At 32.8% G+C, this 25,907-nt stretch carries 12 protein-coding genes; all 12 read right to left on the minus strand.

What is annotated here, in order from left to right:
- Positions 1 to 27: 27 nt before the first annotated feature.
- The gene (thsA, locus tag AW729_RS06635; RefSeq protein WP_112124366.1) at positions 28 to 1,644 is read right to left on the minus strand and encodes a thermosome subunit alpha; all 1,617 of its coding nucleotides are present in this window, start codon (positions 1,642 to 1,644) and stop codon (positions 28 to 30) included.
- A 276-nt stretch (positions 1,645 to 1,920) separates the two neighbouring features.
- On the minus strand, positions 1,921 to 5,199 hold the full coding sequence (locus tag AW729_RS06640) for a hypothetical protein (RefSeq protein ID WP_112124367.1): 3,279 nt from the start codon (positions 5,197 to 5,199) through the stop codon (positions 1,921 to 1,923).
- A gap of 27 nt (positions 5,200 to 5,226) precedes the next feature.
- Complete coding sequence (locus AW729_RS06645; protein WP_112124368.1) at positions 5,227 to 5,775, minus strand: phosphatase PAP2 family protein; 549 nt, start codon at positions 5,773 to 5,775, stop codon at positions 5,227 to 5,229.
- 33 nt (positions 5,776 to 5,808) lie between these two features.
- Positions 5,809 to 6,861: an aspartate-semialdehyde dehydrogenase gene (gene asd / locus AW729_RS06650; RefSeq protein WP_112124369.1), complete on the minus strand. Its 1,053-nt coding sequence runs from the start codon at positions 6,859 to 6,861 to the stop codon at positions 5,809 to 5,811.
- Between the two features lie 13 nt (positions 6,862 to 6,874).
- On the minus strand, positions 6,875 to 7,696 hold the full coding sequence (dapB, locus tag AW729_RS06655) for a 4-hydroxy-tetrahydrodipicolinate reductase (protein ID WP_112124370.1): 822 nt from the start codon (positions 7,694 to 7,696) through the stop codon (positions 6,875 to 6,877).
- 12 nt (positions 7,697 to 7,708) lie between these two features.
- Positions 7,709 to 8,599 carry a 4-hydroxy-tetrahydrodipicolinate synthase gene (gene dapA, locus AW729_RS06660; RefSeq protein WP_112124371.1) on the minus strand — a complete coding sequence of 297 codons (891 nt, stop codon included), beginning with the start codon at positions 8,597 to 8,599 and terminating at the stop codon, positions 7,709 to 7,711.
- The gene (locus AW729_RS06665; protein ID WP_112124372.1) at positions 8,596 to 9,822 is read right to left on the minus strand and encodes an aspartate kinase; all 1,227 of its coding nucleotides are present in this window, start codon (positions 9,820 to 9,822) and stop codon (positions 8,596 to 8,598) included. Before AW729_RS06665 ends, dapA begins: the two co-directional genes overlap by 4 nt.
- 513 nt (positions 9,823 to 10,335) lie before the next feature.
- Entirely contained in the window at positions 10,336 to 10,512 is a 177-nt protein-coding gene (locus AW729_RS11275; protein ID WP_162685828.1) for a hypothetical protein, read from the minus strand.
- Complete coding sequence (locus AW729_RS11770) at positions 10,473 to 10,637, minus strand: hypothetical protein (protein ID WP_112124373.1); 165 nt, start codon at positions 10,635 to 10,637, stop codon at positions 10,473 to 10,475. Before AW729_RS11770 ends, AW729_RS11275 begins: the two co-directional genes overlap by 40 nt.
- Before the next feature lie 172 nt (positions 10,638 to 10,809).
- Positions 10,810 to 11,226 carry a DUF4405 domain-containing protein gene (locus AW729_RS06675; protein ID WP_112124374.1) on the minus strand — a complete coding sequence of 139 codons (417 nt, stop codon included), beginning with the start codon at positions 11,224 to 11,226 and terminating at the stop codon, positions 10,810 to 10,812.
- A 302-nt stretch (positions 11,227 to 11,528) separates the two neighbouring features.
- The gene (locus AW729_RS06680; RefSeq protein WP_112124375.1) at positions 11,529 to 13,217 is read right to left on the minus strand and encodes an MATE family efflux transporter; all 1,689 of its coding nucleotides are present in this window, start codon (positions 13,215 to 13,217) and stop codon (positions 11,529 to 11,531) included.
- Between the two features lie 9 nt (positions 13,218 to 13,226).
- Complete coding sequence (locus AW729_RS06685; RefSeq protein ID WP_162685829.1) at positions 13,227 to 25,802, minus strand: non-ribosomal peptide synthetase; 12,576 nt, start codon at positions 25,800 to 25,802, stop codon at positions 13,227 to 13,229.
- Positions 25,803 to 25,907: the final 105 nt, after the last annotated feature.

A 25,907-nucleotide genomic window follows, 5' to 3' on the forward strand; every position in this document is an offset into this window, starting at 1 on the left:
GATAATGAAGATGAGTTTAACTCATACTTACATTGGAGGCATTCCGCCCATATCTCCACCAGCTGCTGCAGCTGCTGCTACGTCACCTTGGCTGGATGAAGAAATAACATCGTCAATTCTTAAAATCATTTCAGCTGCTTCTGCTGCTGATTGAATAGCTTGTTTTTTAACTCTTTGTGGTTCGATTACTCCAGCTTCTTTCATGTCAGCTACTCCACCTTCAAATACGTTTAATCCCATGTATATTGAATCTTCGTGTGCAGCTCTGAGGTCTACTAATGAATCGATACTGTCAAGTCCAGCGTTTTCTGCGAGTGTTTTTGGAACAATTTCTAATGCTTGTGCAAATGCGGATACAGCTAATTGTTCTCTTCCACTTATGGTTTCAGCGTAGTCTTTTAATCCTTTTGCAATAGCTATTTCAGGTGCTCCTCCACCAACAACAACTTTTCCATCTTCTACGGTTGAAGCTACTACTCCTATTGCATCTTCTACTGCTCTTTCAATTTCATCTACTACGTGGCTGGTTGAACCTCTGAGTAATAATGTTACTGCTTTTGGATCTTTACATTCTTGTACAAAGATCATGTCGTCACCGGATACTTTTTCTTGTTTTACTGATCCAGCATCTCCAAGGTCTGCTTCAGTTAAGTCTTCGATGTTTGTGACGATTTTACCATCGGTTGCTTTTGCTAATTTTTCCATGTCTGATTTTTTAACCCTTCTTGCTGCGATTATGCCAGCTTTTGAGAGGTAGTGTTGTGCTAAGTCATCAATACCTTTTTGACAGAATAATACGTTTGCACCTGCATCTACAAGTTTGTCAATCATTTCTTTGATCATTTTTTCTTCTTGTTCAATGAATGCTTGCATTTGTGCTGGGTCGGTAATTCTTATTTCTGCATCTACTTCTGTTTCTTTAACTTCTATTGCACTGTTTACTAATGCGATTTTAGCATCTTCGATAGTGTTAGGCATACCTGGGTGTACTTTTTCTTTGTCGATGATTACACCTGATACTAATTTTGATTCTTCGATTGAAGCTCCGTCTTTAGATTCAATTTTTATTTGTTCGGTGTCTACTTTTCCATCTTCTACTACTTGTTGTACAGCTCCAACGATGAGTTCTGCTAATGGTTCTCTTGCTTTTTCTGAACCTTTACCTGTCATAGCAGTCATTGCTACTTTCATTAATGTATCTTTATCGGATATGTCTATGGATAATCCTTCTAAGATTTCTTGTGCTTTTTCTGCAGCTTGTCTATAACCTAATGCGATGATTGTTGGGTGGATGTCTTGATCTAATAATTCTTCTGATCTTTTGAGTAATTCACCAGCGATGATAACTGCTGTTGTTGTTCCGTCTCCAACTTCATCTTCTTGGGTTTTTGCTACTTCAACTAACATTTTAGCTGCTGGGTGTTCAATGTCCATTTCTTTTAATATGGTTACACCGTCGTTTGTAACTACTACATCTCCAAGTCCGTCTACAAGCATTTTATCCATACCTTTTGGACCTAGTGTGGTTCTAACGGTTTCTGCTAATACTTTTCCAGCTAATATGTTATTTCTTTGTGCATCTCTTCCTAAAGCTCTTGTTGTTCCTTCAGGTAAGATGATTAATGGTTGTTGTTGTTGTGCCATATATATTACCTCTATAATTTTATCGTATTTTAATAATAGAAAAGATTTTTTATCTTTTCATAAATATTTTTTAGTTTGAATTATTTTTCATTAATATCATTTTATAATCAGTCTATATTCATTAATGGGTTTAATCTTATATAAATACTTTGTGGTTATTTTAGTGTATTAAATACAGAAAAAGATGAAAGTAATTAAATTAAATTTAAGAATTAAAAATAAGAAGTTATTTAACAAAAATAAGAATATAAAAAAAGTTAAATTAAGAATAAAAGATTATTCTTTAATTTTTACCCAAATAATACGGTCTCCTTCTCTTGCACGTTGATAATATCCACGTTTTTCAAGAGCCTTGAGGGTCTTAGCGAAATTCTCTTTTTCAAGTTCCGTAAATCCTAACTCAATCAAGTAGTCATAAAGTTCACTTGCCGTCTTAGCATCAGGCAACAATTCAAATATCTGAGATTGGAAACTGGTTAATCCAGGTCTAGGTTTGTTAAGCATAGCCAAGAATAAATCCTTATATTTCAATGCATTTTCAACCTGAATATCCTTATCCTCTATTATCTCACCTAAATTCTCCATTTCCTTGTTTGTTTTTTCAAGATCTTCTTCGGCTTTTTGGATATCGGCTTTGAGAGAATTAATCTCTTTTTCATATTCAGTTTTTTGATCGGCTTTTTCTAATTCCAAGTCACGGATACGTGGCTGAAGATTCTTAAGTTGCTCCAATTGTTCATTCTTATCATCAAGCAACTTTTTATGATTATCAATATCCTGATTTTTACGTTCGAGAAGTTCTTTCAGTTCTTCTACACGAACCTTGCTTAAATTAGCAGCTTTTGACTTTTCTTCCAATTCTTTCTCTTTAGATTCCAATTCAACTGTTGTTTCATTAAGTAAAACATCCTGTTTACTTAATTTATTTTTATATTCATCCAAATCTTTAAGTTTTGAATTGGATTCATACAGTTCTGATTTTAATGACTCAATTGTATCATCTTTTTCAGCTATTGAATTATTCAATTCTTCAATATCATCATCTTTTAATCGGAGTTTGTTTTCAAATCTTTCTATTTGAGTATCCTTATCCTCGATCAATTCATCTTTCTTGATTATGGTATCCTCTTTGGATTGAGCAATTTCCTGTAATTCATCATATTGATCCATTTGATTTTTATAATCCGCCTTAAGATTATTCATTTCACTATTCAATGATTCAATATTTTCCGTCAATTCTTCAATCTTGTATTTTCTCTGGTTAAGCAGTGAAGTTAATCTTTCAATCTCCTGTTCATTAACCTTTTGGACATTGCTTGCATTTTCCTTAAGTTTGAATATTTCATCATCCTTGGATTTGAGTTTATCATCAACAAATGATGAATTTTCAGACAGATTATCCTCTAGTTGTTTGATTTTTTCTTGAGATACCTGTAAATTATTTCTTAAATCCTTAATTTCATCTGTTTTAGATAAGGATTCCTCTTCACGAGATTTCAACAGCTTATTTAATTGGGAAATTTCAATATCCTTTAATTCAAGTTTTTGTGGTAATGAGGACAGCTTATCAGCTTTTTCTTGAACATCTTTTTTAAGTGTATTGATTTTTTCAGCACTATCCTGTTTAATATCAAGACAGTCCTGTCTTAATTTTTCATAATCGGAATCCATCTCTTTGATTTCATTTTTAAGTGAATCGTTTTCTTGTTCTAATTTGCTTAATTTGGTATTTGTTTCACTTAATGTACTGTTGAGATAATCATTTTCCTTAGTTAACTTCTCGTTATTATTGGTAAATTCCAATAATCCCTCATTCAAGTCATCTATCTGAATTTTTGTAGATTTTTTAAGTTGATTATATTCGAGTTTTAATTTGTCAAACTCCGCATCCTTATCATATAATTGTTTTTTAGTATCTTTAAGTTCATTTTTCAAATCATCTGCATCAGCATCACTGTTTGATGATTCGAAGTTAACTGAATCCAATTGTACTTTTAAGTCAGCAATTTCTTCATCTTTTGAATCTATTACATTTTCTAATTCGGAAATCTTATCTTCAAATATGTTATTGTCAGAAGTTAATGAATTTAATGATACCTTCTGTTTGTTGTTTTCTTCTTTTTGTAATGACAATTCTTCTGAAATATCGTTGTTTTCTTTGAGAAGTTTATCATATTCTTCCTGTAATGAATCATAGTTTTCTGTGAGAGTATTTAATTCTTCCTGTAATGAATTATCTTCCTCATCATCACTACTTGTACTATTTTCCTGTAAGGATTCTAATTGATCTTTAACTTCTGCTAATTCTTCATCTTTAGCTATTAAATCTTGTTTTAGAGTTTCGTTTTCATTGATTAATTCTTCATTGTTATCTGAAGATCCTTCACCATCCACTAAAGAATCTTTTAATTTGGCGTTTTCATTTTCTAATTCTTTTAATTTATATTCATTGATTTTAGAAGAATCTAACAATAATTGATATTCAGATTTAATTTTTACTAACTCTTCAGATTTTTTACTAAAGTCCTCCAATAATGAATTAAATGTAACATCATCAGAAGTTGATACTACCTCTTTATTGGTTTTTAATTCACTATTTTCCTGTTCCATTTGTGAAATTTTCTCATTTAATTGCTCATTTTCTTCTTTTAAGTCTGCAACCTCTTTACTGAGTTCGTTAATTTCATCTTCAGTTCCAGTAGACAATAATTTTTGAGATAAAATATCCAATTCTTCCTTCAAATGAGTATTATTAGTGTTAAGTTCAGATACCTGACCTTTAGCTTCCTCCAATTGATTTTCAGCATCCTGAAGTTTTTCTTTATATTCATCTAAAGATTCCTGCTGTGTAATTTGTTCTTTTAGGGAATTGATTTCTTCATTACACTTCTTAATCTCTTGATCTTTTTCACCGATTTCCCTAGTCAACTGATTTTTTAGATCAGGGATTTGTTTTAATTCCTCAGTTTGTCTGTCAATTACAGCTTTTAATTGGGTAACCTGAGTATCTGAAGAACCTGCCTTAAATGCATTGTTTTCTTCTTTTAATCTTTCGATTTCCAATTTTAACTCTCTGTTTTCATCATCAATGCCTTCTTTTATAGAGGATTTGAACTCTTCATTTGCTGTTTTAAGTTCATTAAGCTCATTATCCTGAGTTTTAACCTTAGCTCTTAATTGAATGACTTCCTCTTTGTATTCATCGATTAATTTTTGAGTTTCTTCTGAGTTAACATTACTGGTATTTGCCAGTGTTTTAATTTCTTTAATTTCCAAATCTTTTTCTTTGATTTTTGTATCTTTTTCCTGTAATTGTAAATCTTTTTCTCTAAGTTTAGTCTCTTGTTTGTTTATTTTGTCATTTAGTTCATCAATTTTTGCATGTAAATTAGTATTTTGATTTTCATTTTGTATCAGAACATTTTTGACAGCTTTATCGGATCTAATGTCTTTGTTTTCTTCTTCAAGTTGTTCTTTAAGACTGTTTATTTCCTTAAAACAAGATTTTACTAGTTCTCTTAAATCTTCTGATTCAACATCCTTTAAAAACGCCATAGTGATCACTATTTATATATATAAAATTTAATCTTTTAAAGTTTTTCTAATTTTTTCAAATAATATTTTATCAAATATTTTTTCAGATAATATTACAATAAAAATTCCCAATATAAATCCACATATTATATCTGATGGATAATGTACTCCTATATAAATTCTAGATAATCCCACAAATAATGGAATTAACATGAAAATTTTCTTATTATATTCTTTCGTTAATGTATACGCCAATACAGTAGAATTTACCGTGTGACCTGATGGAAACGAAGGATCCAACTCCACGGCCAACAATATCGCATTATCTATTAATGTATAAGGTCTTGGTCTGAGTACCGTATACTTAAATAAAAAAGTTAGACAGACCGACAGTATTACTCCAATAATTAATAATGATGCTACTCTTTTTCCCTTCTTTTTATCAAAATAGGCTATTAAAATTGCTATTATAAGTATTGTAGTTATAACACCCAAATAACAAATCAGTAATGATAAATTATCTAAAAAAGGATTATGATAAGACAAATTTATGAATTGATAAATTTGACTATCCAATGACAATAAAAATGAATTCATCAAATCACTCTTTTAAAAAAGGAAAAAAAGAGGTTATAGATATAATTTTGAGATTAGTTGAGCATTCAGTATGGAAGCTCCTGCAGCCCCACGAATAGTATTATGTCCTACCAAAGTATATTTGAAACTGTTTTCAAATACGTCTTCACGGACACGTCCTACACTAACACTCATACCATGACCTGAGTCACGATCCATACGAGGTTGTGGTCTATCCTCTTCTTCACGAACAATAACCGGTTTTTCAGGTGCAAAAGATAATTTTTCCTTCTGAGGCAAACCAACAAAATCATTCATTGTGGACTTAATGTCATCTACTGTTATGTCATCTTCTTCAAATTCAATAGCTACACTTTCGGTGTGTCCATCTACTACTCCAACACGATTACATGAAGCACTTAATGGGAAATTTGCCTTATCTACAAGTCCACCATTTACCTTTCCAAGCAAGTGTAATGTCTCTGATTGCATTTTTTCCTCTTCACCACCGATGTATGGAATTATATTATCTAAAATTCCCATGGATGGAACACCGTTATAACCTGCTCCACTGACTGCCTGCATAGTGGTTACTGATACTCTTCTAAAAGTGTATTTGTCAAATAAAGGTTTGAGTGTTAATGTTAAAGCTATTGTTGAACAGTTTGGATTTGTAACTATGCATCCTTCCCATCCGTTTACATCCTTTTGTGTTTCCATCATCTCTAAATGTTCCGGGTTAACTTCAGGTATGACCAGTGGAATGTTTTCTTTCATACGGTTAACACTTGCATTACTTGCAACTATGAACTTTTCTGCAAATGCTGCTTCAACAGGTTCGGCAAGTCCTGCCGGAAGGGATGCGAATACAAAGTCCACATCATCACTAACTTCATTCGGATCGGTATTTACTATTTTCATATCCTTTATTTCATCCGGAATAGGTGTTGTTTGATGCCAATTTACTGCATCAGCATATCTTTTTCCAGCTGATTTTTCACTAGCTGCTATGTCAACAATGTTAAAATCCGGAATCTGACTTAACAGTTGGATAAATCTTTGTCCTACCATACCGGTAGCACCGAGTACACATACATTTCTTACCATAACTAATCACCATTTATAAACCTAATACGTCAAACATATCTGCAATGTTTTTATCTTGTTTGTCGTGTTGATAATTTATTGCTCTTATTACTCCATTGACAAATGCCTGTCTGGTTGATGCCCTGTGAATAACTTCTATTCTTTCACCGTCACCACAGAACATTACTGTATGATCACCGACAATGTCCCCACCACGAACAGCATGAATACCTATTTCATTTTCGCCTCTTTCTCCTACCATACCTTCTCTGCCGTAACAAGCCTTTTCTTTTAAATCCAAGTCAAGGTTTTCTGCTACTATTTGAGCGGCCCTTACTGCTGTTCCGGATGGTGCATCCTTTTTATGATGATGATGAGCTTCTATAATTTCAACATCATATTCATGTCCCAATATCTTAGCTACTTGACCTACAATTTCAAAGAATACATTTACACCAGTAGCCATGTTAGGTGATATGACCGCTTTTATATCATTGTCTTTTATTGCCGTGTGAATTACATCCAACTGTTCATCAGTTAGTCCGGTTGTACCAACCACTACATTTACTCCGCATTCTGCACAAATTTTAACTGTTTCTACTGCTGCAGATGCGATTGTGAAATCCACCAATACATCAGGTTTTATTTCAAGTAATGTTTCTTTTAAATCATTTGATGCTATTATTGGAACGTTCATTGTTCCAATACCGATTTGTTCACCCAAATCTTCACCTGCTAATGGGCTGTTAGGCATTTCTATACCAAGTACTACTTTCATATTTTCTTGCTCGGTGATGGTTCTTATAATTCTTGAACCCATATTTCCGACACAGCCTGTAACTGCTACTTTAATCATTATTTCACATCCCTATATTAATTCATATTTTTTGAGAACTTTCTGTAATATTTCATCGTTTTTATCACTGATAGGATTAATTGGCATTCTTAATCCGCCAACATCCATACCCATCAAGTTTAACGCTCTTTTTGTAGGTGCAGGACTAGCTTCTATGAATAGGACATCCATCAGTTCAAACAGATAATTTGACAGTTCACGTGATTTTTCATATTCTCCTTCCAATGCAAAATTAACCATCTGGGACATTTTATCAGGAAGAACATTAGCCGCTACACTTATTACCCCTCGAGCTCCCTGAGCTATCATAGGTAATGTTAATGAATCATTACCTGACAATACTATAAAATCATTTAAATCATTATTATTTAATTGATTGAATAATGATGCTAATTTATTCAAATCAGGATTTGCCTCTTTGATTGCTACTATATTATCCAACTTAGCTACATCAACGATTGTATCTACTGCCAAATCCACACCTGTTCTTGAAGGAACATTATATGCGACTATTGGTATGTTATGGGAATCATTCAATAACTTGAAATGATCATATAATCCGCTTTGTTGAGGTTTATTGTAGTATGGAGTGATAACCAATGCTGCATCTGCTCCGGCATCCTCTGCATATTTTACAAGGTTTTGTGCTTCAACAGTTGCATTGCTTCCGGCTCCTGCTATTGTTGTTACACGACCGTTAACTTGGTCAATCATTATGTCAATGACCTTTTGTTGTTCTTCATGTGTTATTGTAGCTGATTCTCCAGTTGTACCTGCTGCTACTACTCCATCAACATTATTTTCAATTAAGAAATCAATTAAATTTCGATATTTTTCTTCATCAATATTTCCATCTTTATCAAATGGTGTAATCATTGCAACATGTGTTCCATTTAAATTCATTGTAACGTCTCCTTAATTAATTCATATGCTTTTTCACCATCATCCCATTCAACAAATACTACAACAGCAGTTTGGCTTGATGAGACTTCAACTATATTTATATCATTATCATGTAATGGATTGGTAATATTAGCAATTATACCAGGTGTGTCTATAAATTCGTGGCTAACAACTGAAATCATTGCTATTTCTTGACCTAAAGATAAAGAACTTAATTCATCCCCTTGAATTACCAAGTCATGTAACACTTCATGGGCTTTATCAGCATCTTCTTTTTTAAAGAATAATGTTATTGAACTTTCACCTGTTGAAATGCCATATAAACTTATATCATTATCGGATACCTTTGAGGTGATATCCGCAATGATTCCCTTCTTTGACATTAAGTTTTCGCCAACCACTGCAATAACAGATAGTTTATCAGGCAACATGGATATTGTTACCACATTATCATCAGGATTTGCCGGTCCAATAATATCAGTTCCTTTTACGCGTAAATCACCATATTCAAAACTTATTATCTTAGCCTTTATATCAGGATCTTTATATCTTAGTGCATTAGGATGCAATACCTGTGCTCCATAATTAGCCAAGTCAATCATTTCTTCAACGGTAATCTTATCCAATTTACGAGCTGTATTCAATTTTCTAGGGTCTGTTGACATTACCCCTTTAACGTCGGTAACTATTATTACTTCATCAGCATTTAAACAATGCCCTATTAAAAATGCTGAAACATCACTACCCCCTCTTCCAAGTGTGGTTACACAGTTATGTGAATCTCTTCCCAAGAATCCGCATATTACCGGTATAACACCTTGATCAAGAAGTGGCATGATATGTTCCTGTACTCGTTTTTTGGTTTCATCCTTATCGATTTTAGCTTCCAAATAATTACTGTCAGTAATTACTGGCCATTTTTCACTAAATGGATCGATATACTCTGATTTTACTCCGAGTGATTCTATTGTTGCAGACAGTATTCTTACACTTTGCATTTCACCCATTGATAAAATACCGGCCAATTGTTTTTCAGTAACACTATCGCCAATAGACTCTTTAACTAGTTTTATTGATTCATCGGTAGTTTTGTTGATTGCTGATACAACCACTACAACTTTATTTCCTTTCATGTATTCATTAACAACAGAGTTTGCTGCTTTATGAATTCTTTCGCCCATACCTACTGAGGTACCTCCGAATTTAGCCACGACTATTCCCATAACTTCACCTTTTAATTATTTATAAGTATAACAATATAGAATATAGTTATTCATAATTAAATATATGATTAATATACTATTAAAATTTTTAGTTGGAAATAATTTATCAGGAAAATATATTTTCATGATATTGAATTATCAAATACATATATTTGAAGAAAATCATGCAAAAAACTCATATAAGTTCATTAGTTAGATACAAAGCCCCACTTTATTTAAGGGTCATATTCTTTTTGAGATAGTCTTTGCTGTAAGTTGATATTAAGAAAAATGTCAACAAGATTGTATTCCCTTAATTATTGAAAAAAAAAGATAATTACTATTATCCTATATTGGATTATACTATCATATCACACTGAATTTCATCAGTTAGTATTATGGTTTCTTATTTTCCATAAGTTTTCTTAAACTTTAATAGACTTTTTGTTTAGTTATCCGGTCTATGTTTGATGGGACATTATCTATTATTAATATCCAGGATTCTTTAACATATGCTCTTGTCAAAAGAATTAATTAACGTTCTCCCTGATTGAGATGGTTATTTTCATCAGATATTATTGTATCATGCTGTTCTGGTAGTTTCATTATGAATTCATGACTTCCCCCTTCTTTTGCTGCTTTAACTATATCTTCATGACTAATATTATCTGTTAAATAAACAATGTTGTCTTCGACACTTGCATTATACAATTGATTATTCTCGGAATGATGGTACATGAATCCATGATATTCTTTTGGGGCATCATGTTTATATTCTTTCCATCCACCAGTATTTCTCCGGAATCAATTTCATGGAACTTTGTTAATAGATTTATTAATGTTGATTTTCCGCTTGCTCTTTAGCTTTAACTAATAATTTTGCTTTTGTCATATTTTAAAGTTTAAATTTATTTGCAAATGATAATGTCCAAATTGAAAAAATAGAAAGTTATGGAGAATTTAAAAACTTTTTAACATCTAGCGTTAATGGAGTTAAAGGAGATAAAATCAATGTAATTTTTTCAGTCCTCGGATTAATTTTTTATGAGTAATCAGTAAATGTAATACCAAAAAGATTAGACTGATTATTGAAGAGGACTTATGGATATCTGACATTTTATTATTTCCAATTTTTATGTTTTTTAATGATTTTTGGCTGATAAAAATTCCTGTAAGGATAGTTATTAATAGTGAAATCAGTAATCCTATGTTTATAATGAGATTTATTGTTCTTTTGAGGGTATATTTTCCCTTGGTTATTGCTTTAAAATACTTTTCATTTAGTTTTAAATGTGCTAATATCAAAAATAATAATCCTATACCCACCAGTTCATGTATTAAAATTGGAAGACTAATAAATTCCAACATAATTGCAACAATCATTAATAGGTCTACACTTATTCTTTTTTTAATCTTATTTTCCATATTAATACTATGAACATTAATTAATTTATATTTTGCTTCTGGTTAAAGACATGTTCTTCATTGCCTAGTAAAAGAGTTAAATCTGCTTTCTTAATTTTTTAGGCCCTGTAGAAAACCCCTATTATTTTTTCATTTTTTGAAAAAAATACTAATTAAAATGTAATTTTTTAAAAAATAGGGCAATAGTTCAAAAAAATATAATTCATACAATAATTAAAGTGTAAAAAAAAGTTAATGGAAAATAATTTTCATCAAAAAGTCCATACAAGACAAATACCAACAGTTTCTAAAGGATAATAATATTACCATTTAACTTTATCAAATACGTATTCAATATTGTTGAAATCCAATACTTCACTGACTTTAACGTTCTTTGATGAAAATGTTTTTTCAATATCGGCCATTACTTCCCTTTTTCCTTCATCTTTCATGTTAACGACTATCCTGTCATCATAATCAATGAGCAATACCTCTATTGATATATTATCATCGTTTGATTCAAAAATGAAGTTAATTATCTTTTTTAAAGTTTCACAATATGCCTCATCAACGTTCAAACTTTTCAGATGATTGAACATTTCATTTTTCACATCGTCATTTTTATCCTGGATAGTATAATTTCTAGATTTTTCAATCAATCCCTTTTTAACGAAAAAGAGTCCCGAATATTCTTTCTCTTTTCTTTCAACAAATTTTACATAAATTGCAACAGCCACAATTGATAAAGTAAATCCCAATAGGAAGGATATCCAAACACTGGTAATACCTATAAATGGATATAATGCGAATGTAAATATTAACGGTCCTCCCAACTCTGAAATGAATGTAATAATTCCTGATTCAACAGTCCTTTCAATTCCTTCATAATAAAATATCAATGTGGTTGAAATTGCCATAGGAATAAATGCTAATGAATATAATCTAAGAGCATTTTCCACCATCGTATCGTTAGGCATATGGGCAAGGTTAAAAAACATCAACATTCCATCAGGATAGATTAATAGGAATGCGGTGAATGCTATTGAACATATTAACGACAATACAAGCGATTTTCTTACAATATACTGTATATTATAAAAATCATTTTGCGAGTAAAATATAGGTACAATAGACGATAATGTTTCCGAAAATCCTACCAGAAAGATACTTATGACCAGTAATGCATTCATACATACATTAAATATATCCAAACCAAATTCACCCAAAGATGCACTGAGGATTAAATTAAGCACATAAATCAATATTATATTGAAAACACCCATACTTGCACTTGGAAGGCCTATTTTGATTATTTCCATTGCTGAAGTAATCCCTGTTTTGAGTTTAACTTTGGACCAGACAAATTTGAAAGTCCTTTTTGAATCGAAGATATATTTAAAAGCACAGATGAATCCAATTACATATCCTATAAGCATTGCAAGTGATGCCCCTTCAATTCCCGTGTGAAAAACGGCCAGGAATAAATAATCCAAGACTATATTGATGATGTTTACAAGAACAATTAATGCTGATGCAAAGTTTGGCTGTCCATCCACACGAATGAATTGGGTTAACACTCCCAATAGGGTCACTATTGGGAAACATATAAATAAATATGTTCCATATGCTTTTACATACCCAATTGAACCAGGTGTCGGATGTAATATGGCAATCAATGTATCTTCAAATAAAAAACATGCCAAAAATATCAAAATCGACAAAATTATTGTTGAAAGCATTGCTACTGTGAAGTAAAAATTGCTTCCATCCTCATCAAATTCTGCCTTCTTATTTAATGACAATATTTGGCCGCCTAAACCAAATAACCACTCAAATATTGTAACCAAGAATATCAATGGTGATAAAGTCTGCAGTGCAGCCTGCCCATTATATCCAATGAATGTTGCAATAAAACTTGAATCGACAATTGAAGTAATGTTTAAAGCCATTGCTATTAGTAATGATGGCAACAGCAATTGTTTAAATTTATGATATATTATTTTATTTGACATGTTACACCTCTATTCAAAGTAATTTAATTTATTTAAGTAATCTATTAATCGTTTAAGATAGTTTTCATCTGGTACAGGCCAGTCAAATCCTAAGGAATGAAGAATTTCAGTGGTCTGATCCAATTTAATATTTTCCTCGAAGTCATCTTCTTCATCAAGCTCATCGACTGTAATATCTGCAGTGATTATGCCCCGAATATTTTCGTTCATGTTTTGTTCATAAATTTCCTTAAATTCAGACCCGTCAACCTCCTCAATTCCATTGCCGTATGTATTCAACACGTCAACTATGTTCCTAATAGGAATGTAGCGGTTATTCATACAATGGAATACTCTGCATTTTTCCGGAGTCTTAGACAGTTCAAGAATTCCTTTTGCAACACAATCTATCTGGCTCATATCTGTCTGTGAATCGGCCATGACATTATTGATGGCTTTCAGTTTATTAATGGCTTTTAGGTTGTTCAGGAATGCATTGGTATCATAGTTTTTCTGGAATACTCCATCTGAATAACGACCCATCAGGTTTCCAAGCCTCATAATTTTCACTGAAAGACCCTTGGTTGCAGCCTCCAGCACCATTCTTTCAGCCAAAAATTTACTGCATATGTATTTATTTTCCATGGACTGTTCATAGTATAATGTCCGTTCATCATATCCAGGATTTGGATATTCATCCTCATTTAAGGAGTATGATGAAAGAACACTTATTGTGGATGTCTGTATGTATCTGATATTATTTCTTGTCTGGGCAAATTTGAGTCCATTAATTACCCCGTCGACATTAACCTTAAATATATAATCATCAGCAGTGTAATGTTTTACAATAGCTGCCGAATTAATTATTGTATCAATCGGTTCCCCTTCAAGTTTTTTAAAGTCATCAACTTCTGTAATGTCTCCTTCACTTAGAATAATGCGTGAACCAATCAGTCCTGTCAGGTCTTCATCGAAGTAATACTCCATTAAATCGATTAAACGTTCTTCACAGGAATCAAATTCACCTTTTCTCAACATACAATAGATTTTTCCATCTTCATTCTTGAGGAATTCATATAGTATATGTATTCCTAAAAATCCGGTAACTCCCGTCAAGAGAACGTTACCCAGTTCAAGTTTTTCACCCTCCATGAAGCTTTCTATAGTATTTTCTTCGAGAAGCTCATTGATTTGGTCATAGTTGTAGTTTTTGACAATGTCCTCTTCAACGTTCAACTCGACTTCAGAATCTGCTTCACCAGATAATACTTTTGCCAGTGCTCTAGGAGTCTTTTTCATGAAAATATCATCATATCTTACAGTATATCCCTGTTTAAGCAATTCAATAATTAATTTTGAAGCAATAAGAGATGTTCCCCCGATTTCAAAGAAATTATCTTCTGCACCAACGCTTTCCACATTCAATATGCTTGAATATATTGCACAGATTTCCTGTTCTAGTTTTGTTTTTGGAGCCACATAATTCATTTCCAGCCTTGGCTCAGGAAGTTTTTTAGTATCTGTTTTACCGTTAGGAGTTTGTGGCATTTCATCCATCTGTATAAATACTGTTGGAATCATATAATTGGTAAGATGGTCTTTTAAGAACTCTTTTAAATCACCAGAGTCAATTGCCTCATCGGCAACATAGTATGCACATAAATGGTCAACGTTGTTAATCTTTCTAATTACTACAGCCGCCTGTTTTATATTCGGATATTTACCTATGTTAGTTTCGATTTCTCCAATTTCAATTCTTAATCCCCTTAACTTGATTTGATTGTCAATTCTTCCCTTAATGTCAATTTCACCATTTGGAAGCTTAATGGCATAGTCACCACTTCTATAATATGGAATGCCATTGATAGTCAGGAAGACCTCTTCAGTTTTTTCAGGCATATTATAATATCCTTTTCCTACACCAGTTCCCCCAATATACAGTTCGCCCATGATACCTTCAGGCAATAATTTGCCGTCAATATCGCGAACTTCAGTAACATAGTTAGCTAAAGGAGGCCCTACAGTCAGGTCATTTACATCGGTTACTTCCTTGTTATTTGAAGTGATTGTTGTTTCGGTTGGACCATAACTGTTATAGACAATTGCATCGCTGTATTTTCTTAAATTCTCATAAACTTTTGCTGAAAACTGTTCTCCTCCAAGGAAAATACATTTCAAGCAGGATATTACGTCACAGAACTCATCCAGCTCAGTATAGGATGCAAGTCTTGAAGGAGTAATCTCCAATACTTCAGGCTTATTCTCATCAATCAACTTGATAAGCTCCGGAACATTTCTTATTTGAACATCATCAGCCAGTACTAACTTCAATCCATTTGAAAGTGATGTTAGAATATCATCGACAGACACGTCAAAAGAGATTGTTGTAATACAAAGCAAGCTTTCGTAAGTTGATTTAGGGTTTTGAGCCTGATTACAAATGTTTTTATGTGATATCATCACTCCCTTAGGTTTGCCTGTAGATCCTGAAGTGTAAATCATATATGCAAGGTCATCAGGAAGAACATTGACATTAGGATTAGTAACGTTTTGTTCTTCAAGAAGTTCTTCAACGTTAAGCAAATTACTTGAAGTTTCATTGCTTATTATGTAATCTGCCTGACTGTTTTCATATATGTAATTGATTCTTTCCTGAGGATATTCCGGATCAATAGGAATATATGCACATCCTGCCTTTAGAACTCCCAGTATGGAAGCTATCAAATTACTGTTTCTGTTAAGCATTATAAGAACATTACTTTTTGGCTTAACGCCCCGACGGATTAATGCGTTTGCTATCCTGTTACTTTTCTCGTTAAGTTGCTGGTAAGTTAGTGTAGCGTCACAGGCAACCAATGCCACATTATTGGCTTTTTTAATGGCCTGTTTTTCAAAGCGTTTGTGTAGAATTGGAGTGTCAAGTTCTTCAAATACAGGAGTTTCACCTTCTTCCAATTCAATATCCTTAATTCTTAATTTATCCATATCATTTACAAAGAACTGGAATAAAATGTATTTGACGGAATAGAGGAACTTTTTAATATAATCTTCAGTATAAAGCTGGTCGTTATATTCAATATATAAATTGATTATTTCTCCATCATCATAAATGTCAATGTTTATCTTATAATCTGTTGAAACTGTACCGTCAAGGTCAATAGTTTTATATTTGGTACCGTCAAGATCCATCTCATTAACTAATGCTTCATGATATGAATAGAAGAATTCCGGTTTTAACTGATAGTCCTGTGAAAGTTTTGTATAAGGATAATTACTGTGAGTCAATGCATCTTTCCATGATTTGTCGACTATTTTTATGTAATCTTCAACCATCATCTCACGATTTTCAGCATTTACAATAATAGGCAATGTTTTTACCAGCATTCCCTGTGTATTGGAATAACTGGAGTTTGCCCTACCGTTAAAGATTGTTGTAATTAATGATTTGTCACTGAATGTGAATTTATTAAGGCCTATGAGTATAGCCGTCATGAATAAAACGTTTGGACTTATTGAATGATCCTGACAGAAGCTTCTGACAAAACTTGAAGTCAATTCGTCGGAAACAAGTTTTATATTTCCAATATCCGGATTACCATTTATATTTGGAGTTAAAACAGTTGATTCGATTCCTTTGGAGAATTGATTTTTAAAGAATTTTTCGGAAACTTCATTAATGGCTGTTTTTTCTTCAATTAGGCTGTATGCGTATCCGTCAATTCTTTCAGGTTCTATTTCCTGACCTTCATAGGCTTTGACCACATCTTTAAAGAAATTGTCCAGTGATACACCATCGGTAATAATATGGTGGAAATCACTGAATAACACGGTTTGTGATGGTGTCTTGTAGATTTTAAATCTGAATAACTGATTATCATCCAAAGGAATAGGTTTTATGTCTCTTTTCATTAGTTCCTTGTTGCTGATGGAAGCTATTTCTTCTATTTCTATGTCTTCAATTTCTACATCATCACATCTTTTTTGCAATATTTCTCCATCATCCCTATTGATAATTCTTGTTTTAAGATATGGATGTGCCTCAATTGTTTTAATAAGCGATTTTTTGAGCTTATAAGAATCAACAGTGTTGTCAAATCGTATTCCCATAGGCATTGTATATTTGATTTTTTCTGTTTGCATACATTCATAGTAAATTCCCAATTGATTTGGAGTCAATGGGAAATATTCCATATCTTTTGCAGTTTCAATGATTTCATCAATATCTATATCTGTTTCAATATGATTGTCAATCTTATCTGCAAGGGATTTGATTGTCGGATTTGTGAATAATGAAGTAATGTCTATATTTACATTGGTTTCATTGAAAATCATAGAGTTTAGTTTCATCAGTGATAATGAAGTGAATCCAAGTTCATATAAATTGTCAGTTATTCCGAATCTGCTTGTATCTGCAATGGATGATACAAATTCCACCAATTTTTTCTCGGTTTCATTTTCAGCTTCAACATAATCAAAGTTTAATTTAGGTTTTGGAAGTCTTTTGACCTCTGTTTTACCATTTGGAGATATTGGCATTTCATCCAATTGCATAAAGACTGTTGGAACCATATATTCTGTCAGTTTATTACCCAAATACCTTTTCAGAAGATTCATGTCTATCTCTTCATCAGCCGTGAAGTAAGCACATAAATGTTCAACATCATTGATTTTCTTAATTACAACAACAGTCTGTCTGATATGTGGGAATCTGGCTATGCTTGATTCGATTTCTTCAATTTCGATTCTCAATCCTCTTAACTTGATTTGATTGTCAATTCTTCCCTTAATTACAAGATTACCATTTGGAAGTTCAATTGCATAATCCCCACTTCTATAATAGGGAATGTCATTGATACTTAGGAAGACCTCCTTGGTTTTTTCTTCCAGATTGTAATATCCTCTGGATACACCATTTCCTCCAATATACAGTTCCCCCATAACTCCGGTAGGCAGTAATTTTCCATCAATATCCCTTACTTCAGTTATGCAGTTGTGCAATGCTTTTCCAATAGTAACCTCTTCCCCTTTAAGCATTTTATGAGCATTACTTAAAACGGTTGTTTCGGTCGGACCATAACCGTTATATATCTCCAATTCAGGATATTTATGGAGTTTGGAAATCAGATCCTGTGGCACCATTTCCCCACCAATTGCAATATACCTGAGATTAGGAATTTGTTCGGCAAATTCTTCATGTTCCATATATTGCTTGAATCTTGATGGTACGGTGAACGTAAGGGATTCCGGTTTTTCACGTTTAATTAATTCCGTTAATTCCTCAATGTTTTTAATTTCAGTGTCATTGGCTAATACCATTTCCAAACCGTAGGTCAATGTCATGAAATCAAGTAAAAATGCATCAAATGATACTGTTGAAATTGCAAGTGTCCTCGTCATATTTGAGTATGCCTGATAAATTATGCTGTCTTCACTTTGAGAAAATAGGTTAGTAATGTTTTTATGGCTGGTCATTACTCCCTTAGGATTTCCGGTGGAACCTGAAGTATAAATCATATATGCCACATCATCAGGACTGATTTCAACACATGGATTATCAATATTTTCCTCTTCAAGCAACTTTTTAACGTCAATTGAATTTTCATTGGCTTCATCTGCAATAATATAGTCTGCATTACTGTTTTCAAAAATATATTCAATCCTACCTTTAGGATAATTTATATCCATAGGTATGAATGCACAACCCGCTTTCAGTACACCCAGTATTGTCGCAATAAGATTACTGGTTCTTGAAAGCATTACCAGAACATTGCTGTTAGGTTTAATTCCCCTATTTATAAGGGCATTGGCTATACGATTAGCCTTTTTATTGAGTTGGCCATATGTTAATCTGGCATCGGATGCAATCAAAGCAATATGATCCGGATTTTCATCCACCTGCTTTTCAAAGCGTTTGTGGATAAATGGAATTTTCACTTCAGTGAATTCATGCATTTCATCATCATCTTTAAGTCTTACATCACAGATTCTGTATGTGTCAACATCATTTTCAGTTATTTGAGCTAAAATATCTTTCAATGATTTTATGAATGTTTTGATGTAATCTTCACTATATAATTCATCATTATATGCCAATTCAATTCCGAACTCATCTCCATTATCATAAATGGATAACATGATTTTGGAATCAACTGCAACCTGTTCGGCACCGGCCAATTCCTCTGGAATGTAAGATTTGTTGTTTATTTTCAACTCATCGGATTCTAAAAATTCATGATAAGCATAGAAAAATTCCGGCTTTAACTGATATTTCTCAGCTATTTTAGTGAATGGATAAACACTGTTTTTTAAGGTGTCCTTCCATCTTTGATCAACGGATTTGATGAAATTTCTGATTGAAGATTGTCTATCTTCATTATTGATTACAAATGGAATGGTTTTAACAAGGAACCCCTGGGTATTGAAATAATTCGGTGAAGTCCTACCGTTGAATATGGTTGTCATAAGTGTCTTATCGGAGAATGTGAACTTATTTAACCCCAATATTGTACTTGAAATAAATAAAGTATTCTTACTCAGTGAATTATCATTACAGAACTCATTAATTAACTGTGAATCCATACTTTCAGTATAATATTTTATTTCACCGTCTTCAGGATTTCCATTGAGATTTGGTGTTAAAACAGTAGATTCAAATCCTTGAGTTAACTTATCGTCAAAGAATTCTTTTGCGGACTGATATCTTTGGCTACCTTCCATGTCTTTTTCAAGAATGCTGTAAGTGTAACCGTCTATTATCTCATCTTCAAGGTCCCTGTTTTCATAGACATTTGCAATATCCCTGAAAAGATTATTCTGTGAAACTCCATCGGTAATTATATGGTGGAAGTTGGAGAAGAGCACAACTTCATCAGGTGTTTCATATATCTTAAATTTAAATAATTGACCGTCCTCTAATGAAATTGGTGCAACATCGTTTTTAATTATCTCTTCATCGCTTATGGATTCAACCTTAACTATTTCAATATCGTCAATTTCCGCATCATCACATCGTTTCTGCATCAATTCTCCACCATAAGTTACAATCCTTGTTTTAAGATATGGGTGAGATTCGATTGTTTGGACAACCGCATCCTTAAGCTTAGATGCATCTACATCCGCTTCGAATCTTACGGTTGTAGGCATTACATATTTGACTACGTCAGGATTTTGCACACATTCATAATAAACACCCAACTGATTTTCTGTTAAAGGATAATATTCCCTGTCTTTTGCAGATTCAATAAGTTCGTCAAGACCGAATCCTTTTTTAGTCGAATTGTCCATTTCAATTGCAAAGTTTCTGATTGTTGGTTCATTAAATAATATGGAGATGTCCAATGTACATCCAAGCTCTTCATAGATTATTGAATTTAATTTCATTAATGTCAGTGAAGTAAATCCGAGAGCATACAAATCATCTGTTACACCAAATTCTTCAATATTTGTTAGAGATGAAACAATTTCATACAATTTCTCTTCGGTATCTGTATCAGGCATTACCAATTCCAATTTGAGATGAGGTTCAGGCAACTGCTTTAAGTCCGTTTTACCGTTTGGAGTGTGAGGCATCTTATCTAACTGCATGAATACAGTTGGAACCATATACCTTGTAAGGCGATCTTTTAAAAACTCTTTCAAGTCATCACTGTCAATTGTCTCATCGGCAACATAATATGCACATAAATAGTCATTGTTGTTGATTTCTTTGATAACAACAACCGCCTGTTTTACGGATGGATATCTGCTGATGTTGGATTCTATTTCACCAATTTCTATACGTAGTCCCCTGAGTTTTATCTGGTTATCTATTCTTCCTTTGATGTCTATTTCACCATTTGGTTTTTTAATAGCATAGTCTCCACTTCTGTAATATGGAATACCATTTATTGTCAGGAATACTTCTCTTGTCTTCTCAGGCATATTGTAGTAACCCTTACCTACACCCACTCCACCGATGTATAACTCACCCATTACTCCTTGAGGAACTAATTTACCGTCAATATCACGTACATCAGTAACATAATTGTATAACGGATATCCTACAGTAATGTCGTTGACATCCGTTACCTTTTTGTTGTTGGATGTGATTGTTGTTTCTGTTGGTCCGTAACTGTTGTATACTATTGCATCGGAGTATTCTCTGAAGTTTTCATAAACTTTTGTTGAAAACTGTTCCCCTCCAAGAAATAAACATTTAAGACATTTAATTGCCTTGCAGAATTCTGATACCTCAAGGTGTGATGCCAGTCTGGATGGAGTGAAATCAGCTATTTCCGGTTGATGTTCCTTAATCAATTCCGTTAGTTCAGGAATATTTTTAATTTGGGTATCATCAGCAAATATCAGTTTCATTCCATTTGTAAGTGATGTGAAAATATCATCCATAGCTACATCAAATGAAATTGTTGTAATACATAAGAGGCTTTCATATTGTGATTTTGGATTTTGTACTTCGTTACATAAGTTTTCGTGTGAAATCATTACACCCTTAGGATTTCCGGTGGAACCTGAAGTGTAAATCATGTAAGCCAAATCATCCGGACTAATTTCAACATCAGGATTTGAGGAATCTATTTCTTTGAGCAATTCTTTGACATTCAATGAATTATCCTTGTCTTCATCTGAAATGATATAATCTGCTTGACTGTTATCATAGATGTAGTCAATTCTCTCCTGAGGATATTCAAGATCTATAGGAATATATGTACATCCCGCTTTAAGAATACCCAATATTGACGCGATTAGGTCACTGTTTCTATGAAGCATTACCAGGACATTACTTTTAGCTTTGATTCCTTTTCTGATTAATGCGTTTGCAATTTTATTTGCTTTTTTGTTTAGTTCATCTGCAGTAAATATTGCATCGCCGGCAACAAGAGCAATTTTTTCCGGATTTGCTTCCACCTGTTTTTCAAAACGTTTGTGGATAAATGGATTTTCCACAGGGGTAAATTCCGGCAATTCATTTTCATTTTCTAGTTTTATATCCTTTATCATTATTTCGTTTATGTCACTTTCAATGAATTGATTTATGACTAGATTAAGTGAATCCAGGAATTTTTGTATATACTCTTCACTATACAATTGGTCATTATAATCCAGTATGTATCTAATATTGTCTTCATAAATGAAAATATCAAAGTTAATTTTATATGCCGTTGTAGATAGATTATCAGAACTTAAATCATACTCTTCATAAACCTTGTCGTTAATTGTTATTTCTTCTGATTTATAGAATTCCTGATATGAGAAGAAAAATTCAGGTTTTAACTGATAAGATTCTGCAATATGAGTATATGGATATTCACTATGATTTATTGTATTTTTCCATACTTCATCAATGCCATTAATAAAATCTTTAATTGTTATTTTCCTGTTTTCGTTATTGAATACTAATGGAAGTGTTTTTACCAGGAATCCTTGAGTATTATAGTAATATGGATTGGATCTTCCATTGAATATGGTTGTTATCAATGTCTTGTCGCTGAATGTATATTTATTCAATGTCAATGTGAGAGCGGACATAAACAATGCATTTTGACTCAATGAATAATCATTACAGAACTCCCTGATTTTATCCGGACTGATTTCCTGAACGATAGTTTTCAAACTACCTTCATCAGGGTTACCGTTGAGATTTGGTGTAAGAACTGTTGATTCAATTTCCTGTGAAAGTACTTCATCAAAGAACTGCTTGGATTTTTCATATCTTTCACCATCTTTAGCATCTTCTTCAATAAGGCTATAGGTATATCCGTCTACAATTTCCTCTGACAACTCTTTATCTTCATAGGCGTTTGCTATGTCTGTTAGGATGTTGATTTGTGATACCCCATCAGAAATGATATGATGGATATCACTGAATAATACTGTTTCATCCGGTGTTTTGTAGATTTTAAATCTGAACAACTGTTGGCTTCCGAAGGTATATGCTTTCACATCATTTCTTATTATCTCGTCATCACTTATTGAATCAACTTCAACTATTTCAATTTCATCTATATCGGCATCATCATTTCTTTTTTGTTTTAATGAACCGTCATCTGCAGTTATGATTCTGGTTTTAATGTATGGATGTGCTTCCACTGTTTTTATAATTGATTGTCTTAATTTTTCCGCATCCACATCACTGTCAAATCTTAAAACTACAGGCAGGGTATATCTTATTTCATCCGGACTTTGCATACACTCATAGTATACACCTAACTGGTTTTCGGTTAATGGGAAATAGTTGAGGTTATCTGCCAATTTATTAAATTCTTCCAAATCGGATTTTTCATCACCATATTCTATTTGTGATGCAATTTTTCTGATTGTTGGATTATTGAATAATAGTGAAATATCCAGGTTAGCTCCTGTTTTTGCATAGATTAATGAGTTGAATTTCATTAATATCAGTGATGTAAATCCTATTGCGTATAAATCATCGGTTACACCGAATTTTTCAGTGTTTACGAGTTCTGCTGCTATTTCAAAGAGTTTTTCCTCTGTTTCATTTTCGGATTTGATGTTTTCCAGGTCAAGTTTGGGTTGAGGCAATGCCTTCAGGTCTGTTTTACCGTTTGGTGTTTGTGGCATCACGTCAAGCTGCATATACGCAGTTGGAATCATATACTTGGTTAACTTGTCTTTCAGGAAGTCTTTCAAACTATCTTTATCAATTTCATCATCTGCAGTATAGTATGTACAGAGATGGTCGTTGTTGTTGATTTCTTTGATAACAACAACCGCCTGTTTTACGGATGGATATCTGCTGATGTTGGATTCTATTTCACCAATTTCTATACGTAGTCCCCTGAGTTTTATCTGGTTGTCAATTCTTCCCAAGATTTCTATATCCCCGTCCGGTCTTGAGATTGCATAGTCTCCACTACGATAATATGGAACATCATTTATAGTTAAGAATACTTCTTCAGTTTTATCAGGCATGTTGTAGTAACCCTTACCTACACCTACTCCACCGATGTATAACTCACCCATTACTCCGTAAGGCAAGATTTTACCGTCAATATCACGTACATCAGTAACATAATTGTATAACGGATATCCTACAGTAATGTCGTTGACATCCGTTACCATTTTGTTGTTGGATGTGATTGTTGTTTCTGTTGGTCCGTAACTGTTGTATACTATTGCATCGGAGTATTCTCTGAAGTTTTCATAAACTTTTGTTGAAAACTGTTCCCCTCCAAGATATAAACATTTAAGACATTTAATTGCCTTGCAGAATTCCGGTAGTTCAAGGTGTGATGCCAGTCTGGATGGGGTGAAATCGGCCATTTCCGGTTGATGTTTCTTAATCAGTTCCGTTAGTTCAGGAATATTTTTGATTTGACTGTCGTCGGCAAATATCAGTTTCATTCCATTTGTAAGTGACGTGAATATATCATCCATAGCTACATCAAATGAAATTGTTGTAATACATAAGAGGCTTTCATATTGTGATTTTGGATTTTGTACTTCGTTACATAAGTTTTCGTGTGAAATCATTACACCCTTAGGATTTCCGGTAGAACCAGATGTGTAAATCATGTAAACCAAATCGTCAGCGTCAACATCAACATCCGGATTTTCTTTGTTGTTTCCTTCAAGCAAGTCGTTAATGTTTAACGTGTTTTCTTTAGATTCTTCACAGATAATATATTCCGCCTGACTGTTTTCATAAATATAGTTTATCCTTTCTGTTGGATAATCAGGATCAATCGGAATGAATGCACAGCCTGCTTTCAGAATTCCTAAAATAGCTGCAATCAAATTGCTGTTTCTTGAAAGCATTACCAAAACATTGCTTTTAGGTTTGATTCCTTTTTCTATTAATGAATTTGCAATGATGTTTGCCTTTTCATTTAATTGACTGTAAGACAAATTGGCATCACATGCAACAAGGGCTGTTTCATCCCCATTTTCAATTACATGTCTTTCAAAACGCTTATGGATATATGGAAGCTCCACTTCACTGAAAGTGAATTCCTTTTCATTTATAAGAGCAATATCACAGATGTTTGATGCGTCAATATCTGCATTAATCGTCAAATCTATGATTTTTTCAAGGCTTGATAGGAATAAATCAATATACTCCTTTGTATATAATTCATCATTATAAAATAAGGATAGTGAAAGTGTTTCATCATTTTCAACAATGCTTAAATAATTGGAATATTCAACAGTTGACTGCAAATCTTCATCAAAAGCATAGTAGAATTCAGGTTTTAAAGGAAAATCCCCACTATCATAATATTCATCAAATTCCAAGGTAATCTTATAATTCTCATGAATTTGTTCTAAAAATGTCCTGAGGGATAGGTTTCTTTTTTCAAATTTGGTGGCGAATGGAACATTATTCTGATTGAATATTAATGTTTCATCTGAAAAATTAAATTTGTTGAGTGTTAAAGTTAAACCTGCCAATAAAAGAGCATTGATAGAAATTGAATTGGATTTAGCGAATTCTGTTAGTTTTTCTTTTTTAATTTCGTATTTTGCTTTCTGAGTTATGCCTTTTTCTTTTTCACCATTTAGATTTTGGGAAATTAATGTTGATTCATCAAAATTAAGCCATAACGTTGAGCAATATTCATTGAAAGAAGTATTTGTATTATCGTCCATCATATCAAACCTTATATTTATTTATTCTAATGATATATTACACGCATATACGATAAATATTTTTAGGATTCAAGAATATTAATTTTTTAAAAGCCTTTATAATCA

The sequence above is a fragment of the Methanosphaera sp. BMS genome (assembly GCF_003268005.1).
Lineage (GTDB): Archaea > Methanobacteriota > Methanobacteria > Methanobacteriales > Methanobacteriaceae > Methanosphaera.

Coding starts and splice junctions, on each gene's coding strand:
- thsA (WP_112124366.1), bottom strand. CDS start 1,644: ATGGCACAACAACAACAACCATTAATCATCTTACCTGAAGGAACAACA.
- AW729_RS06640 (WP_112124367.1), bottom strand. CDS start 5,199: ATGGCGTTTTTAAAGGATGTTGAATCAGAAGATTTAAGAGAACTAGTA.
- AW729_RS06645 (WP_112124368.1), bottom strand. CDS start 5,775: ATGAATTCATTTTTATTGTCATTGGATAGTCAAATTTATCAATTCATA.
- asd (WP_112124369.1), bottom strand. CDS start 6,861: ATGGTAAGAAATGTATGTGTACTCGGTGCTACCGGTATGGTAGGACAA.
- dapB (WP_112124370.1), bottom strand. CDS start 7,696: ATGATTAAAGTAGCAGTTACAGGCTGTGTCGGAAATATGGGTTCAAGA.
- dapA (WP_112124371.1), bottom strand. CDS start 8,599: ATGAATTTAAATGGAACACATGTTGCAATGATTACACCATTTGATAAA.
- AW729_RS06665 (WP_112124372.1), bottom strand. CDS start 9,822: ATGGGAATAGTCGTGGCTAAATTCGGAGGTACCTCAGTAGGTATGGGC.
- AW729_RS06675 (WP_112124374.1), bottom strand. CDS start 11,226: ATGGAAAATAAGATTAAAAAAAGAATAAGTGTAGACCTATTAATGATT.
- AW729_RS06680 (WP_112124375.1), bottom strand. CDS start 13,217: ATGTCAAATAAAATAATATATCATAAATTTAAACAATTGCTGTTGCCA.
- AW729_RS06685 (WP_162685829.1), bottom strand. CDS start 25,802: ATGGACGATAATACAAATACTTCTTTCAATGAATATTGCTCAACGTTA.